The organism is Streptomyces sp. NBC_01546 (assembly GCF_045208355.1).
In the GTDB taxonomy this organism is placed as follows: Bacteria; Actinomycetota; Actinomycetes; order Streptomycetales; family Streptomycetaceae; genus Streptomyces.
The window spans coordinates 7,125,279-7,141,320 of the sequence record NZ_CP109379.1 but is presented as its reverse complement, the minus strand read 5'-3'; the positions used below and the strand labels follow the sequence as shown (position 1 = coordinate 7,141,320).

11 protein-coding genes are annotated in these 16,042 nt (G+C 71.9%); 7 read left to right on the top strand and 4 right to left on the bottom strand.

Translation table 11 applies throughout. The annotated features are described in order from the left end of the window. Positions 1–87 precede the first annotated feature (87 nt). Both mltG and OHA89_RS32585 read right to left on the bottom strand, forming a co-directional pair. Positions 88–957 (bottom strand): endolytic transglycosylase MltG, encoded by an 870-nt coding sequence (mltG, locus tag OHA89_RS32590; RefSeq protein ID WP_266611339.1) that lies wholly within the window; start codon positions 955–957, stop codon positions 88–90. 63 nt (positions 958–1,020) lie between these two features. Then, positions 1,021–2,886, bottom strand: a complete 1,866-nt coding sequence (locus tag OHA89_RS32585) for an ABC transporter ATP-binding protein (RefSeq protein WP_266611338.1) — start codon at positions 2,884–2,886, stop codon at positions 1,021–1,023. Positions 2,887–2,981: 95 nt separating this feature from the next. Between OHA89_RS32585 and OHA89_RS32580 the strand changes: the two genes are divergently transcribed. The 4 genes from OHA89_RS32580 to OHA89_RS32565 all read left to right on the top strand — a co-directional run bounded on the left by OHA89_RS32580 (position 2,982) and on the right by OHA89_RS32565 (position 10,191). Continuing rightward, positions 2,982–3,434 carry a MarR family winged helix-turn-helix transcriptional regulator gene (locus OHA89_RS32580; protein ID WP_266611337.1) on the top strand — a complete coding sequence of 151 codons (453 nt, stop codon included), beginning with the start codon at positions 2,982–2,984 and terminating at the stop codon, positions 3,432–3,434. A 49-nt stretch (positions 3,435–3,483) separates the two neighbouring features. Further along, positions 3,484–6,420, top strand: a complete 2,937-nt coding sequence (locus tag OHA89_RS32575) for an FAD-binding and (Fe-S)-binding domain-containing protein (RefSeq protein ID WP_406367745.1) — start codon at positions 3,484–3,486, stop codon at positions 6,418–6,420. 160 nt (positions 6,421–6,580) lie between these two features. Next, a complete protein-coding gene (locus OHA89_RS32570) occupies positions 6,581–8,413 on the top strand; it encodes an ABC transporter transmembrane domain-containing protein (protein WP_406367744.1) in 1,833 nt (610 codons plus the stop codon). Then, positions 8,410–10,191 carry an ABC transporter ATP-binding protein gene (locus OHA89_RS32565; protein WP_406367743.1) on the top strand — a complete coding sequence of 594 codons (1,782 nt, stop codon included), beginning with the start codon at positions 8,410–8,412 and terminating at the stop codon, positions 10,189–10,191. The genes OHA89_RS32570 and OHA89_RS32565 overlap by 4 nt, the downstream gene beginning before the upstream one ends. A gap of 75 nt (positions 10,192–10,266) precedes the next feature. Here the strand turns inward: OHA89_RS32565 and OHA89_RS32560 are convergent, their stop codons facing one another. Then, complete coding sequence (locus OHA89_RS32560) at positions 10,267–11,058, bottom strand: metal-dependent hydrolase (protein WP_215146903.1); 792 nt, start codon at positions 11,056–11,058, stop codon at positions 10,267–10,269. A gap of 157 nt (positions 11,059–11,215) precedes the next feature. Here OHA89_RS32560 and OHA89_RS32555 point away from each other — a divergent pair, with 157 nt between their 5' ends. From OHA89_RS32555 to OHA89_RS32545, 3 genes are all read left to right on the top strand, one after another. Continuing rightward, complete coding sequence (locus OHA89_RS32555; protein ID WP_215146902.1) at positions 11,216–13,738, top strand: RNA helicase; 2,523 nt, start codon at positions 11,216–11,218, stop codon at positions 13,736–13,738. A gap of 88 nt (positions 13,739–13,826) precedes the next feature. Further along, entirely contained in the window at positions 13,827–14,735 is a 909-nt protein-coding gene (locus OHA89_RS32550) for an acyl-CoA thioesterase II (protein WP_257557772.1), read from the top strand. A 50-nt stretch (positions 14,736–14,785) separates the two neighbouring features. Beyond that, positions 14,786–15,187, top strand: coding sequence for a YchJ family protein (locus tag OHA89_RS32545; protein WP_215146900.1), 402 nt, complete (start codon positions 14,786–14,788; stop codon positions 15,185–15,187). On the opposite strand, the gene OHA89_RS32540 is transcribed toward OHA89_RS32545, so the two are convergent. Further along, the gene (locus OHA89_RS32540) at positions 15,151–16,041 is read right to left on the bottom strand and encodes a DUF6397 family protein (RefSeq protein ID WP_406367742.1); all 891 of its coding nucleotides are present in this window, start codon (positions 16,039–16,041) and stop codon (positions 15,151–15,153) included. The two genes, OHA89_RS32545 and OHA89_RS32540, sit on opposite strands and share 37 nt — an antisense overlap. Between the last annotated feature and the right edge of the window lies 1 nt (position 16,042).

The following is a 16,042-nucleotide window of genomic DNA, read 5'->3' as shown; positions in this document are numbered from 1 at the left end:
TTTCCATGGCCACTTCACGGCTCGACCCCCTCGGTCACGCGTCCGGCAGGCCGCCGATCGTAGAGCCGCCCCCGGGGCCGCCGCCCCTCATTTCCCGGCGTCACCCTCCTGACCTGCACGGGAGCCCGAACTGGCCTGGGCGCGGATCCGGTTGAAGTCCGCCACGTGCTTCTTGTGTTCCTCGTACGTCGCCGAGAAGCGGGTGTCCCCCGGCTTCACCGTGACGAAGAACAGCCAGTCACCCGGTGTCGGCGCGACGGCGGCCGTCATGGCCTCCAGTCCGGGGCTGTCGATCGGCGTGGGCGGCAGTCCCTGGCGTTCGTAGCTGTTGAAGGGGCTGTCGATGCGCGTGTCGCTCAGGGTGGTGTCCAGGGTGCTGCGGTTCAGCGCGTAGTTGATGGTGGAGTCCATCTGGAGCGGCATCGACTTCGCCAGCCGGTTGTGGACCACCCGCGCCACCTTGCCCATGTCGGCGCGACTGTCGGCCTCCGCCTCGATGATGCTGGCCAGGGTGGCGGTCTGGTACGGGGTCATCCCGTGGGCCTTGCCGCCGTCCGCGACGGCCTTGGTGGCGAGCTTCTCGTTCGCCGTCCGCACCATGTACGCGAGGAGCGCGGCCGGGGTGGACTGCGAGGTCACCGGGTAGGTCGCCGGGAAGAGGTAGCCCTCCGGATTGCCTTTGGCCTCCGCGGGCAGAGCCAGCCCGGCGGTGGCCACCGCCGACTTCGTGGATCCCGGCGGCAGCTTCAGCTCGCGGTCGATGGCGGCGTACACCTGCTGGGCCCGCCAGCCCTCGGGGATCACCAACTGGCGTGGCTTCTGCGGTGCTTCCGGGCTCCGTAACACCGTGATCAGGATTGCCGCACCGATCGCGAGCAGCGTGCCGAGGAAGAGCGCCAGCCGGCCCCGGCGGGTGAGCCGGGAACGGCGCTGCGGCGGCCGGTACTCATGACGCATGCGGGAACGCTAACCCGCGAAACATCAGATTTCCGGCAGCCGACTCGTGCGCCGGTCATACGATCACACGTTCACCGGAGCGAGCTCGGCCTCCGCCTCCGCGACCGCCTCCGGCGGCTGCGCGGCATCCCGGTCCCGGCGGACCAGGGCGGCATACCGGCCGTCCGCCTTCAGCAGTTCCTCGTGGGTGCCGCGCTCGGCTATGCGGCCCGCGTCCAGGACCACGATCTGATCGGCGTCGCGAACGGTGGACAGGCGGTGCGCGATGGTGATCGTGGTGCGGCCCTGGGAGAGGTTGTCGATGGCCCGCTGGACGGCGTGCTCGGTCCGTGTGTCGAGGGCGCTGGTGGCCTCGTCCAGGATCAGCACGGGCGGGTCCCGCAGGATGGTGCGGGCGATGGCGAGGCGCTGCTTCTCGCCGCCGGAGAACCGGTAGCCGCGCTCGCCCACCAGGGTCTCGTACCCGTCGGGCAGGGACGCGATGTGATCGTGGATCTGGGCCGCGCGGGCCGCCTCGGTGATCTCCTCGTCCGTCGCGTCCGGTTTGGCGAAGCGCAGGTTATCCGCGACCGAGGCGTGGAAGAGGTACGTCTCCTGCGAGACCACGCCGATCGAGCGGGCCAGCGAGTCGAAGTCGAGGTCGCGCACGTCCACCCCGTCGAGGGCGACCCGTCCGCCGGTGACGTCGTAGAGCCGGGGCACGAGGTAGCTGAGCGTGCTCTTGCCGGAGCCGGTCGGGCCGACCACGGCGAGCGAGCCGCCGGCCGGGACGGTGATGTCGATTCCCGTGAGCGTCGGGCCGCTCTTGGCTTCGTACGCGAAGTGCACGTCCTCCAGCCGGATCTCGCCCTTGGCCCGGTCCAGGCGTACCGGGTCCTTCCGCTCGGTGATGTCCACCGGCAGGTCGAGGTACTCGAAGATGCGGGCGAACAGGGCGAGCGAAGTCTGGATCTGCACACCGGTCGACAGCAGGCTGACGGCAGGCCGGAACAGGCCCTGCTGAAGGGTGACGAAGGCGACGAGGGTGCCGACGGAGAGCGAAGGGGCGCCCGTCTGGAGGGCTATGCCCGCGGCCCAGTAGATGAGCGCGGGCATGGCGGCCATGACGATGCCGATGGTGGACATCCGCCAGCGCCCGGCCATGCTGGAGCGCACTTCGAGGCCGACGAGCCTCTCCGACTCCTCGGAGAACGCGGCGGTGAGGGATTCGGAGCGGCCCATGGTGCGGCCCAGCAGGATCCCGCTCACCGACAGCGACTCGGTGACGGTCGCGGCCATGGCGGCCATCTGCTTCTGCCGCTGGGTGGTGATCTTCTTGCGCTCGCGGCCGACCCGCCGGCTGATCCACACGAAGAGCGGGAGCAGGAGCAGCGAGACCAGGGTGAGCCGCCAGTCGAGCGCGAGCATGGCCACGACCGTGGCGATGACCGCCGTCAGGTTGGAGACGAGGGAGGTCGCGGTGGAGGTCACGGTGGCCTGCATGCCGCCGATGTCGTTGGCGATGCGGGACTGCACCTCGCCGGTGCGAGTCCGGGTGAAGAAGGCCAGCGGCATCCGCTGGAGCTGCGCGTAGACGGCGGTGCGCAGGTCGTGCATGACGCGCTGGCCGACCGTGGTGGAGATCAGGGTCTGGAGCACGCCGAAGACGCTGGTGACGACGGCGATGAGGATCATGCCGAGCGCGAGCAGGCTGAGCAGCCCGGTGCGGCCCTGCGGGATCGCGACGTCGAGGATCTCCTTGAGCAGGAACGGCGAGGCGACGCCGACCAGCGAGGAGGCGCCGACCAGCAGGCCGACGACGGCGAGGCGACCGCGGTAGGGCCGGAAGAGGCCCAGGATGCGGCGTAGCTCACGCGGCTGCTCCGCCGGGGCGGGGCGGTTGGGGTCCAGTGGGTCTTTGGATGGGGTCCACTTCGGTTCGTCGCGCATGGGCACCCTCTCGGGGTTCGGAAATCAAGGCCATTGGAGCATAGGTCATTGTTACCTATGCTCACAATGAATAAGGTCCTGATATTGTTCCCGGCATGAGCTCCGCCTCCGACACCGATCGCCTCCTCGCCGAACAGCTGCTGCGCCTGACGCGCAGGCTCCACCGGATCCAGAAGCGCCACATGGAACCGGTCGGAATCACTCCCGCCCAGGGTCGGCTGCTGCGCCTGGTCTCGCACTACGAGGGCGACCAGGCACCCCGGATGGCGGATCTCGCCGCCCGCCTGGAGGTGGTCCCCCGCGCCGTGACCACCCTGGTGGACGGCCTGGAGACGGCCGGGTGCGTACGCCGCGCCCCCGACCCCGCGAACCGCCGGGTCATCAGGATCGAGCTCACCGACACCGGCCGCGCCACGCTGCGCCGTCTGCGCAACGCGCGAACCGACGCGGCAGAGGAGATCCTGGCTCCATTGACCGCCGAACAGCGCGAGGTGCTCGGCGGCCTGCTGAACGCCCTGTCGGACGCCCCGGCGGAGCGCCGCTGCTGACGAGGCCGGCCACAACTGCGCAGGCCGCGAGTGAGGCGAGAGGTCGCACATGCCGCTGCTGGAACCGAAGCCGGGGGCCCTGCGCCCGCGCAGCGTCAGCGGCCCCGCCCACGACCGGGTACCGGACCACCGGGCGGCCGGCACCCCGGAGCCGCTGCGCACCGAACTGACCGGGCTGCTGGGCGCCGAGAAGGTGCTCTGGAAGGTCTCCGACCTGGTCCGCTACGCCTCCGACGCCTCCCCGTACCGCTTCGTCCCCCAGGTCGTGGTGATCGCCGAGGACATCGACGACGTCTCCGCCGTCCTCTCCTACGCCCACGGCCGGCAGCGCGAGGTCGTCTTCCGCGCCGCCGGCACCTCGCTCAACGGCCAGGCCCAGGGCGAGGACATCCTGGTCGACGTACGCCGCCACTGGGCCGGCGTCGAGGTGCTGGAAGGGGGCCGGCGCGCCCGGATCCGGCCGGGAACCACCGTCCTGCGGGCCAATGCCGCCCTCGCCCGGCACGGCCGCGTCCTCGGCCCGGATCCAGCCAGCGCCCTCGCCTGCACCCTCGGCGGCGTCGTCGCCAACAACGCCTCGGGCATGACGGCGGGCACCACGAGGAACTCGTACCGCACGCTCTCCTCACTCACCCTCGTACTCCCGGGCGGCACCGTCGTCGACACGGCGGACCCGCTGGCCGACGAGGAGCTGGCACGCGCCGAGCCCGCCCTGTGCCACGGGCTGATGGAGATCAAGAAGGAGATCGAGGCCGACCCGGAACTGGTGGCCCGGATCCGGGCCAAGTACGAGATCAAGAACACCACCGGCTACCGCCTCGACGCCTACCTGGACGGCACCACCCCCGTGGAGATCCTGCGCGGGCTGATGGTCGGCTCGGAGGGCACCCTCGGCTTCATCTCCGAGGTCGTCTTCGACACCCTCCCGCTGGACCGCGAACTCTGCTCCGCCCTGCTGTTCTTCCCCTCGCTGCCCGCCGCGGCCGCGGCCGTGCCCCTCTTCAACGAGGCCGGGGCCCTCGCCGTGGAGCTGATGGACGGCAACACCCTGCGCGCCTCGGTCAGCGTCGCGGGCGTCCCCGCCGACTGGGCCGAGCTGCCCAAGGACACCACCGCCCTGCTGGTGGAGTTCCGCGCTCCGGACGAGGCCGGCCGGGACGCGTACGAACGCCGGGCGGCGCAGCTGCTCCCCGGGCTCGACCTGGTGGCGCCGGTGGCCTCGGTCACCAACGCCTTCACCCGGGACGCGCACACCATCAACGGCTACTGGACGGCCCGCAAGGCCTTCGTCACTGCCGTGGGCGGCGCCCGCGCCTCCGGCACCACCCTGATCACCGAGGACTTCGCGGTGCCGCCGTCCCGCCTCGCCGAGGCCTGTGAGGCGCTCCTCGAACTCCAGGCGCAGCACGGCTTCGACGCGGCCGTGGCCGGGCACGCGGCCCACGGCAACCTGCACTTCCTGCTCGCCTTCGACGCCGCGAACCCGGCCGACGTCGAGCGGTACGCGGCCTTCATGGACGCCTTCTGCCGGCTCACCGTCGAGCGGTTCGACGGATCCCTGAAGGCCGAGCACTCCACCGGACGCAACATGGCGCCGTTCCTGGAACTGGAGTGGGGCCCCAAGGCCACCGAGCTGATGTGGCGCACGAAGCACGTCGTCGACCCGGACGGGGTGCTTGCCCCGCGCATCCTCCTCGACCGCGATCCGAAGGCCCACCTGCGCGGCCTGAAGACGATTCCGCGGGTGGAGGCGGTGGCCGACCCGTGCATCGAGTGCGGGTTCTGCGAACCGACCTGCCCCAGCGAGGACCTGACGACCACTCCGCGCCAGCGGATCGTGCTGCGCCGCGAGATGATGCGCCAGCAGCCCGGCTCCAGGGTGCTGGACGGGCTGCTCGACGCCTACGGCTACGACGCCGTCGACACTTGCGCGGGCGATTCCACCTGCAAGCTCGCCTGCCCGGTCGGCATCGACACCGGCGCGCTGATGAAGGACTTCCGCCACCGTCGGCACAGCGCCCGCGAGGAGCGGGCCGCCGCACTGGCCGCGCGGCGGTTCGGGACGGTGGAGGCCGCCGCCCGGCTGGCCGTGGCCGCCGCCCACCACCTGCCGGACCGGGTCGGGGACGGGCTCCTCGCGGCGGTCACGGGGGCCGCGCGCAAGGCCGTACGACCGGACCTGGTCCCGCGGTGGCTGCCGGAGCTCCCCGGCGCCGCCGCCCGCAGACCGCCCGCCACCCGGCGGGCCGGCGCCTCGGCCGTGTACTACCCGTCCTGCGTCAACCGGATCTTCGGCGGACCCGGCGCCGAGCCCGGCCCCTCCCTGCCGGAGGCCGTGGTCGCCGTGTCGGAGCGGGCCGGCAAGCCCGTGTGGATCCCCCGGGACGTGACCGGCACCTGCTGCGCGACGATCTGGCAATCCAAGGGCTACGAGGCGGGGACCCGGCTGATGGCCAACCGCATCGTCGAGTCGGCCTGGGGCTGGACCGGGGGCGGGCGGCTGCCGCTGGTCGTCGACGCCTCCTCCTGCACGCTGGGCATCGCACAGGAGGTGGTCCCCTACCTGACGGAGGAGAACCGGGCCCTGCACGCGCAGCTGCGGATCGTCGACTCGGTCGTCTGGGCGGCCGAGGAACTGCTGCCGCACCTGGAGATCCGCCGCACGGTGGGATCCGCCGTCCTCCACCCGACCTGCTCGATGCGGCACTTGGGCGACGAGGCGCAGCTGCGGGCCGTCGCCGAGGCGTGCGCCGACGAGGTGGTGGTCCCGGACGACGCGGGGTGCTGCGCCTTCGCGGGCGACCGGGGCATGCTGCACCCCGAGCTGACGGCCTCGGCGACGGCGCGCGAGGCCGCCGAGGTCACGGCCCGGCCCTTCGACGCGCACCTGTCGGCGAACCGGATGTGCGAGGTGGCCATGGACCGGGCGACCGGGCGTTCCTACCATTCGGTTGTGCTCGAACTGGAGCACGCCACCCGCCCCTGAGCGCCGGTGTGCGCGACCCATCTGACCAGGTCCTACGCCGTCCGCCACGTCCGCAAACCTCGTTGCGGAAGGCCTCCGCCGACGGAAAATCGATTGCCCGGCTCCAGTCCGGAAGGCGAACCTTGCACGGTTTGAACCACTCGACCAGTCATGGGGCGTCATGCAGATCAGCGATCTTCCGTATCCGGATCCCGGGGTACCTGACGCTCGTTCCGGTCCTCGGTTCCTGGTGTGGCTGGGCCGGGGTCAGCTCGGCGGACAGTTCAAGAGCCTGTGCTGGGGAATGGTGCACTTCGGCGGAGTCGCCGGACTCCCGTACGCGGTGGGCCTGGGCGTCGACGCGGTCGTCGACCGCGCCCCCACCCGGCTGCTGCTCGTCGGCGGACTGCTCGCGCTGCTCGGCGTCGCCATCTCGCTCGGCGACGCCATGCTGCACCGCACCGCCGTCACCAACTGGATCACCGCCGCGGCACGCGTGCAGCAGCTGCTGGCGCGCAAGACCGCCGAACTGGGCTCCGCGCTGACCCGCCGGGTCGCCGCGGGCGAAGTGGTCGCGGTCTCCACCGGGGACGTGGAGAAGATCGGCTGGTTCGTCGAGGCCGTCTCGCGCTTCCTGGCCGCCGTCTTCGCCATCGTCCTCGTCTGCGTCGGCCTGCTGTTCTACGCACCCGAGCTGGGCGTGGTCGTCGCGATCGGCGTGCCGCTGGTCGCCCTGGCGGCCCTGCCGCTGCTGCCCCGCGCCACCCAACGCGCGGACGTCCAGCGGGAGAAGGCGGGCAAGGCGACCGAGCTGGCCTCCGACACCGTCGCGGGCCTGCGGGTGCTGCGCGGCATCGGCGGCGAGGAGCTGTTCCTCGGCCGCTACCGCGAGGCCTCGCAGGAGGTCCGCGAGGCGGCCGTGCGCAGCGCCCGGATGTGGGCGCTGATCTCCGCGATCCAGGTGCTCCTGCCGGGCGTGCTGCTGATCACGGTGGTCTGGTACGGCGCCACCCTCGTCGGGGACGGGCGCATCGCGGTGGGTGAACTCGTCGCGGCGTTCAGCGCGGTGGCGACGATGCTCTACCCGCTGCGGCACTTCGAGGAGATCGCCATGGCGTACTCCTTCTCACGGCCCTCAGCCAAGCGGGCCGCCCGGGTGCTGTCGCTGACCCGTACGGAAGACGCCGCCGAGCGGCCGGCAGCGGCCGTGACCGCGAAGGTTCCGGCCCCGGGCGGGGACCTGTACGACCCGGAGACCGGACTGCTGGCCCCGGCCGGCCGGTTCACGGCCGTCGTGTGCGGGGACCCGGACCTGGCGGGACGGCTCGCGGAGCGCCTCGGCGGCCATCCCACGGACGCGGCCGCCGACGGGCCCTCGGTGCTCCTCGGCGGAGTCGCGCTGGACGAGCTCGAACTGGACACCGCGCGCACGCTGGTCCTCGTACAGGACAAGGATCCGGTGCTGCTGTCCGGAACCCTGCGCGACCTGTTCGCCGTACCGTCCTCCGGGGCGGTCGAGTCCGGCGCCGCCCTGGCGGCGGCCCAGTGCGCGGACGTGCTGGAAGCGCTGCTCCAGTCGGCGCCGGACGGGGTGGACGATCCGATGGATGCGCGGATCACCGAGCGCGGACGGTCGCTGTCCGGCGGGCAGCGCCAGCGGCTCGCGCTGGCGCGATCCCTGGTCACGGACCCGGAGGTGCTGGTGCTGGACGAGCCGACCTCGGCGGTCGACTCGCACACCGAGGCGCGGATCGCGGACGGGATCGCGGCGCTGCGGGCCGGGCGCACCACGGTGGTGCTGGCGTCCTCGCCGCTGCTGCTGGACCGCGCCGACCGGGTCGTCCTCGTCCACGAGGGCACGGTGGCGGCGGCGGGAACGCACAGCGAGCTGCTGCACGGCGAACCGCTCTACCGGGCGGTCGTCACCCGCCAGACCGAGGACGAGCAGCGGATCGCCCGCGTGGAACTGGCACAGCTGGAAGAAGCACTCACAGAAATCGAGGAATCCGCATGATCGGCGTGGCACCGCCGGATTACGATCCGGCGGCCCCCGAGTCGGCCGCGACCCTGCCCGTGGGCACGTCGGTGACCGTACGGGGCTATGTGCGCGGCCTGTTCCGGCGCCACCGGCGGGCCTTCGTGGTGCTCGTGACGGTCAACGCGATCGCGGTGATCGCCTCCATGGTCGGCCCGTACCTGCTGGGCCGGGTCGTGGACGATCTCGCGGCGGGGGCGCGCGAGCTCCATCTGGAGCGCGTGGCGCTGTTGTTCGCGCTGGCGCTCGCCGTGCAGACCTTCTTCGTCCGGCTGGTCCGGCTGCGCGGGGCGATGCTCGGCGAGGAGATGCTCGCCGATCTGCGCGAGGACTTCCTGGTGCGGTCGGTGGGGCTGCCTCCGGGCGTGCTGGAGCGGGCCGGTACGGGCGATCTGCTGTCGCGGATCACCACCGACATCGACCGGCTGGCCAACGCGATGCGCGAGGCCGTGCCGCAGCTGGCCATCGGCGTGGTGTGGGCGGGGCTGCTCTTCGGGGCGCTCGCCGTGACGGCGCCGCCGCTGGCGCTGGCCGCGCTGGTGGCGCTGCCGGTGCTGGTGATCGGCTGCCGCTGGTACTTCCGGAGGGCGCCGTCGGCGTACCGCTCGGAGGCGGCCGGGTACGCGGCGGTCGCGGCCGCGCTCACCGAGACGGTGGACGCGGGCCGCACGGTCGAGGCGCACCGCCTCGGGCCGGACCGGATCGCGCTGTCGGAGCGCCGGATCAAGGAGTGGACGGCGTGGGAGCGGTACACGCTGTTCCTGCGGACGGTCCTGTTCCCGGTCGTCAACGTCACGTACGTGACGATCCTCGGCTCCGTGCTGATGATCGGCGGGTACTGCGTCCTGCGGGGCTGGATGTCGGTGGGGCAGCTGATCACGGGTGCGCTGCTGGCCCAGATGATGGTCGACCCGATCGGCCTGATCCTGCGCTGGTACGACGAACTGCAGATCGCCCAGGTGTCGTTGGCCCGGCTGGTCGGCGTGCGGGAGATCGAGCCGGACGCCGGGGACCCGAAGGTGGGGCCCGAGGGCCTGGACGTCCGGGCGGACGAGGTGCACTTCGGCTACCGGGAGGGCGTGGACGTACTGCACCGGGTGTCGATGTCCGTACCGCCGGGCACGCGGATGGCGCTCGTCGGCCCCTCGGGCGCGGGCAAGTCCACGCTGGGCCGGCTGCTCGCGGGCATTTACGCACCGCGGACGGGAGAGATCACCCTCGGCGGGGCGCGGCTGTCGCAGATGCCGGCGGAGCGGGTGCGCGAGCACGTGGCGCTGGTCAACCAGGAGCACCACGTGTTCGTGGGCTCCCTGCGGGACAACCTGCGGCTGGCCAGGACGGGTGCCGGGGACGCGGAGTTGTGGGCGGCGCTGGGCGCGGTGGACGCGGACGGCTGGGCGCGTGCCCTGGAGTCCGGTCTGGACACGGAGGTCGGTTCCGGCGGGACGGCGCTGACCCCGGCCCAGGCGCAGCAGATCGCGCTGGCCCGGCTGGTGCTGGCGGACCCGCACACGCTGGTGCTGGACGAGGCGACCTCGCTGCTGGACCCGCGGGCCGCACGGCACCTGGAACGTTCACTGGCCCGGGTACTGGACGGGCGTACGGTCATCGCGATCGCCCACCGGCTGCACACCGCGCACGACGCGGACGTGATCGCGGTGGTCGAGGGCGGCCGGATCAGCGAACTCGGCTCGCACGACGAACTGGTCGCGGCCGAAGGCGCGTACGCGGCGCTGTGGCGCTCCTGGCACGGGTGACCCGGGTGTGCGGGGGGCGTAGGGGAGAGGGAGGGGGCGGGCCGGACCCGGTGGTCCGGTCCGCTCCTCGCGGGCCTAGATGAAACCGAGGGCCGAGGCTCCGCCGAAGCCGCCCAGCAGGACGAACACCGGCATGAGGACCTTGAGCTCCACCCAGCTGCCGGCCCGGAAGCGCATCATCTTCGGCGGGCCGATCGGGTACCAGCGCTTGCCTGCGATCGGGAGGGGCCACAGGACCGGGCAGCCGGAGACCGTCAGGGCGTCGCCGATGTCGTGGACGAGGGCCCCGAGCACGATCGGCAGGCCGAGCCAGAGGTACTCCTGGCCCGGTCCGGTGAACAGCCAGCCCGCGCCGTTGCCGGGCTGGTCGAGCACTCCGGCAAGGATCCACGCGCTGGTGGCGCCGAGCAGCCAGACCAGGACGTCGCTGGACATCCGGGCGGCCCGCCACAGCAGGCCTTCCACCGCCAGCACCAGATGGACGAAAAGCAGCGCGAGCACGCCCCAGCGGTCGGCGGTCACGGCGAGCGCGGAGGCGCCGCCGCCGATCAGGACGGCCCAGAGCCAGGTGTGGGTGAGGGTGCGGTGGCCCCCGGTGCGGCGGGCGTCCTTCGACGAGCGGGTCCCCTTGTAGACGGCGTAGGAGATCTTGTCGACCACCTCGCACAGACCCCGGGAGAGGGGCCCGAAGGCGCGCGAGATCGTCGCCGACTTGTGGTCGAGGTCGGGGGCGAGGGCCGCCCCGGCGCAGATCAGCGCGCCGACGACGAGCACCGGCCACGGCATGGGGTGCCCGGCCGCCGCGGTCGCCGCGCCCACCCCCAGCCAGGCCGCTGCCCCCGAGAGTGAATGCGCCGGACCCATCATGGTCGTTCCCCGCCCCGGTGGTGTGGTGTGTGGTGTCGTGCTCGGGCCCTGCCGACTGTTTCGTTCGGGCCGTTTCGACGGCACAGCGTACCGTCGGTGATCTTCGTCCCGTCCGCCGGTTCCCTCATCCGGGAGGAAGCCAGGCAAGATGGGGGGTGTGACCCTCATTGATCAGCTCCCGCCGAACGCCGACCCCGATGCCCTCTTCGAGGCTTTCTCCTCGTGGGCGGAGGACCAGGGCATCACCCTGTACCCGGCTCAGGAGGAGGCGCTGATCGAGGTCGTCTCCGGGGCGAACGTGATCCTTTCCACCCCGACCGGCTCGGGCAAGAGCCTGGTCGCGGCGGGCGCGCACTTCACCGCGCTGGCCCAGGACAAGGTCACCTTCTACACCGCCCCGATCAAGGCCCTGGTGTCGGAGAAGTTCTTCGATCTGTGCAAGCTCTTCGGCACCGAGAACGTCGGCATGCTGACCGGCGACGCCTCGGTGAACGCGGACGCGCCGGTGATCTGCTGCACCGCCGAGGTGCTGGCCTCGATCGCCCTGCGCGACGGCAAGCACGCCGACATCGGCCAGGTCGTCATGGACGAGTTCCACTTCTATGCCGAGCCGGACCGCGGCTGGGCCTGGCAGATCCCGCTGCTGGAGCTGCCGCAGGCCCAGTTCATCCTGATGTCGGCGACCCTCGGCGACATGAAGCGGTTCGAGGAGGACCTGACCCGGCGCACCGGCCGGCCCACCTCGGTGGTCCGCTCCGCGACGCGGCCCGTCCCGCTGTCGTACGAGTACGTGACCACGCCGATCACCGACACGATCACGGAGCTGCTGGAGACCCGGCAGGCGCCCGTCTACATCGTGCACTTCACCCAGGCCCAGGCGGTCGAGCGGGCGCAGTCGCTCATGAGCATCAACATGTGCACCCGCGAGGAGAAGGACAAGATCGCCGACCTCATCGGCAACTTCCGCTTCACCACCAAGTTCGGGCAGAACCTCTCCCGCTACGTCCGGCACGGCATCGGCGTGCACCACGCGGGCATGCTGCCCAAGTACCGTCGCCTGGTCGAGAAGCTCGCGCAGGCCGGTCTGCTGAAGGTGATCTGCGGAACCGACACCCTCGGCGTCGGTGTCAACGTCCCGATCCGTACGGTGCTGTTCACCGCGCTCACCAAGTACGACGGCAACCGGGTCCGCACGCTGCGCGCCCGCGAGTTCCACCAGATCGCCGGCCGCGCCGGCCGGGCCGGCTTCGACACGGCGGGGTATGTGGTCGCCCAGGCTCCCGAGCACGTGATCGAGAACGAGAAGGCCCTCGCCAAGGCGGGCGACGACCCGAAGAAGCGCCGCAAGGTGGTGCGCAAGAAGGCTCCCGAGGGCTTCGTCGCCTGGTCGGACACCACCTTCGAGAAGCTCATCGCCGCCGACCCGGAGGCGCTGACCTCGCGCTTCAAGGTCACCAACATCATGCTGCTGTCGGTCATCGCCCGTCCGGGCGATGCCTTCAAGGCGATGCGCCACCTCCTCGAGGACAACCACGAACCGCGCAAGGCCCAGCTGCGGCACATCCGCCGGGCCATCGCGATCTACCGCTCGCTGCTCGACGGCGGTGTGGTCGAGAAGCTCGACACCCCGGACGCGGAGGGCCGCACCATCCGGCTCACCGTCGACCTGCAGCAGGACTTCGCGCTCAACCAGCCGCTGTCCACCTTCGCGCTCGCCTCCTTCGACCTGCTGGACCCGGAGTCCCCGTCCTACGCGCTGGACATGGTGTCCGTCGTGGAGTCCACGCTGGACGACCCGCGCCAGATCCTGGCCGCGCAGCAGAACAAGGAGCGCGGCATCGCGGTCGGCCAGATGAAGGCCGACGGGGTCGAGTACGAGGAGCGGATGGAGCGACTCCAGGACGTCACCTATCCCAAGCCGCTCGAAGAACTGCTCTTCCACGCCTATGACGTGTACGCCAAGAGCCACCCGTGGGTGCGCGACCACCCGGTCTCCCCCAAGTCGATCATCCGCGACATGTACGAACGCGCGATGACCTTCACCGAGTTCACCTCCTACTACGAGCTGGCCCGTACCGAGGGCATCGTGCTGCGCTACCTGGCCGGCGCGTTCAAGGCGCTGGACCACACCATCCCCGACGACCTCAAGTCCGAGGACCTCGAGGACCTGATCGCCTGGCTCGGCGAACTCGTCCGCCAGGTGGACTCCAGCCTCCTGGACGAATGGGAGCAGCTGGCGAACCCCGAGGTGGAGACGGCGGAGCAGGCCCAGGAGAAGGCCGACCAGGTCAAGCCGGTCACCGCGAACGCGCGCGCCTTCCGCGTCCTGGTCCGCAACGCGATGTTCCGCCGCGTGGAGCTGGCCGCCCTCGACCACGTCAACGTACTGGGCGAGCTGGACGCCGAATCCGGCTGGGACGCGGACGCCTGGGGCGAGGCCATGGACGGTTACTGGGACGAGTACGACGACCTCGGCACCGGCCCCGACGCACGCGGCCCCAAGCTGCTCCAGATCGAGGAGGACGCGGCGCACGGTCTGTGGCGCGTCCGCCAGACCTTCGCCGACCCGAACGGCGACCATGGCTGGGGCATCAGCGCCGAGGTCGACCTCGCGGCCTCCGACGAGGAGGGCCGGGCCGTCATCCGGGTCACCTCGGTCGGCGAGCTCGGGGCGCTCTGAGCACGCTGCCCACCCCCGGCAATCCACCGGCCCCGCCGGCTCCCGCTTCCCGCCCGCTCCGCCCGGACCTGACAGTGGAGAACCTCTGATGACGAACCCCGCCGAGAGACTCGTCGACCTGCTCGATCTGGAGCAGATCGAGGTCAACATCTTCCGCGGCGCCAGCCCCCAGGAGTCCCTCCAGCGCGTCTTCGGCGGCCAGGTCGCCGGCCAGGCGCTGGTGGCCGCCGGCCGTACCGTGGACAGCGACCGCCCGGTCCACTCGCTGCACTCGTACTTCCTGCGCCCCGGCATCCCCGGGGTGCCGATCGTGTACCAGGTGGAGCGGGTGCGCGACGGGCGGTCCTTCACCACGCGCCGGGTCACCGCGGTCCAGCAGGGCAAGACGATCTTCAATCTCACCGCCTCCTTCCACCATCCGGAGGAGGGCAGCATCGAGCACCAGCTGCCTCCTCACCACGTCCCTCATCCCGACACGCTCCCCAAGGTCGCGGACGAGATCCGCGAGCACCTCGGGGCGCTGCCGGAGGCGCTGGAGCGGATGGCCCGCCGCCAGCCCTTCGACATCCGGTACGTGAACCGGCTCCGCTGGACTCCCGAGGAGCTCAAGGACGCCGATCCCCGCAGCGCGGTGTGGATGCGGGCGGTCGGCCCGCTGGGCGACGACCCGCTCGTGCACACCTGCGCCCTCACCTACGCCAGTGACATGACCCTCCTCGATGCCGTGCGCATCCCGGTGGAACCCCTGTGGGGGATGCGCGGGTTCGACATGGCGAGCCTGGATCACGCCATGTGGTTCCACCGGCCGTTCCGGGCGGACGAGTGGTTCCTGTACGACCAGGAGTCCCCCATCGCGCACGGCGGCCGGGGCCTGGCCCGGGGCCGCATCTACGACCTGGAGGGCAGGATGCTGGTCTCCGTGGTCCAGGAAGGCCTCTTCCGCCCGTATCCCGCCAAGCCTCCCCGGCCTGCCGAACCGACCAAGCCGGCCCAGTAGTCCGGGCGACTCCCGTCGTCCCCGCCCTCCACGAGGAACCGAGCACACCCATGCCCACCCCGGCCCTCCCCTGTCCCTGCGGGCTGCCCGCCGCCTACCCGGAGTGCTGCGGCCGCTTCCACTCCGGTGCCCAGCAGGCACCCACCGCCGAACGCCTGATGCGCTCCCGGTTCAGCGCCTTCGCCGTCGGCGACACGGCCTACCTGCTGCGCTCCTGGCATCCCTCGACCCGTCCGGCCCGGCTCGACCTGGACCCAGGGCAGCGCTGGGAGCGGCTGGAGATCCTCGCCACCGAGCGCGGCGGGATGTTCGAGACGGAAGGTTCGGTGGAGTTCCGGGCGCACTACCGCGAGGGAGGGCACACGGGCTCGCTGCACGAGCACAGCGCCTTCTCCCGCGAGGGCGGGGCCTGGGTCTACGTCGGCCCCCTCTCCCCCGTCGACTTCGACTGACCGCGCGCCCCGGTCAGGGCGAAGTCCAGGCTGGTGCGGTACCAGTGGATCTCCTCCGGCGGTTCGGCCTTCAGCAGCCTCAGCGCCACGGCCGCAGCCGCCGGCACCTGCGGATGCCCGTACGGCGGGGGCGGAGCGAGGGCGGCCAGCACGATCCGCTCCGCCGGGTCGGGCACGGCCTGCCGCAGTTCTGCCTCCGGGAGTACGGACGCCAGTACCGCGGCACGCTCCCAGGGATCGGCGGTCCGTCTCAGCAGCAGCCCGACGTGCCGCCCGCGCCACTTCCGCGGGCGCAGGTCCGCCTTGGCCGCCAAAAGCTCCCGGTCCGCCGGAGGTGCGACCCCGCGCAGCCGCGCCGGCTCCCGCGCCGCGAACTCCCGTAGCTCCGCGGCCAGGTAGAGCCACACCACCGCGCGGTACCGGTTGATCCGGTAGCCGACCGGGGTGAGGTGCCCGCAACGAGCGAGCCGGGTGAACCGGCTCGGCCCGACCCCCAGCACCGCGGCCGCCGCCTCCGCTCCGGCCACGCTCGCCACCCGTTCGCGCAGCACGTCCGGCCCGTCCTCGCCCGGGCGGCCCTCGGTGGACCTGACCCGGTCCAGCTCGGCCCGCGTGTAGCGGGCGGCCCCACCGGATGCCGACGGCCCGGCGCGCACGATCCCCAGCTGGACGGCCCGGGCGAACTCCCCCCGGGTCAGCCCCAGTTCCCCGGCGGCCTGCACACCGCCCACCAGCACCTCGGCCCGTGCATCCCCACGTACCTCGACATCCGCAAGTACCTCGGTATCCGCACGCACCTCGACATCGGCGGGCACGGCCTCGCGCAGCGCGGTCCCGATCTGCGTCATCATCATC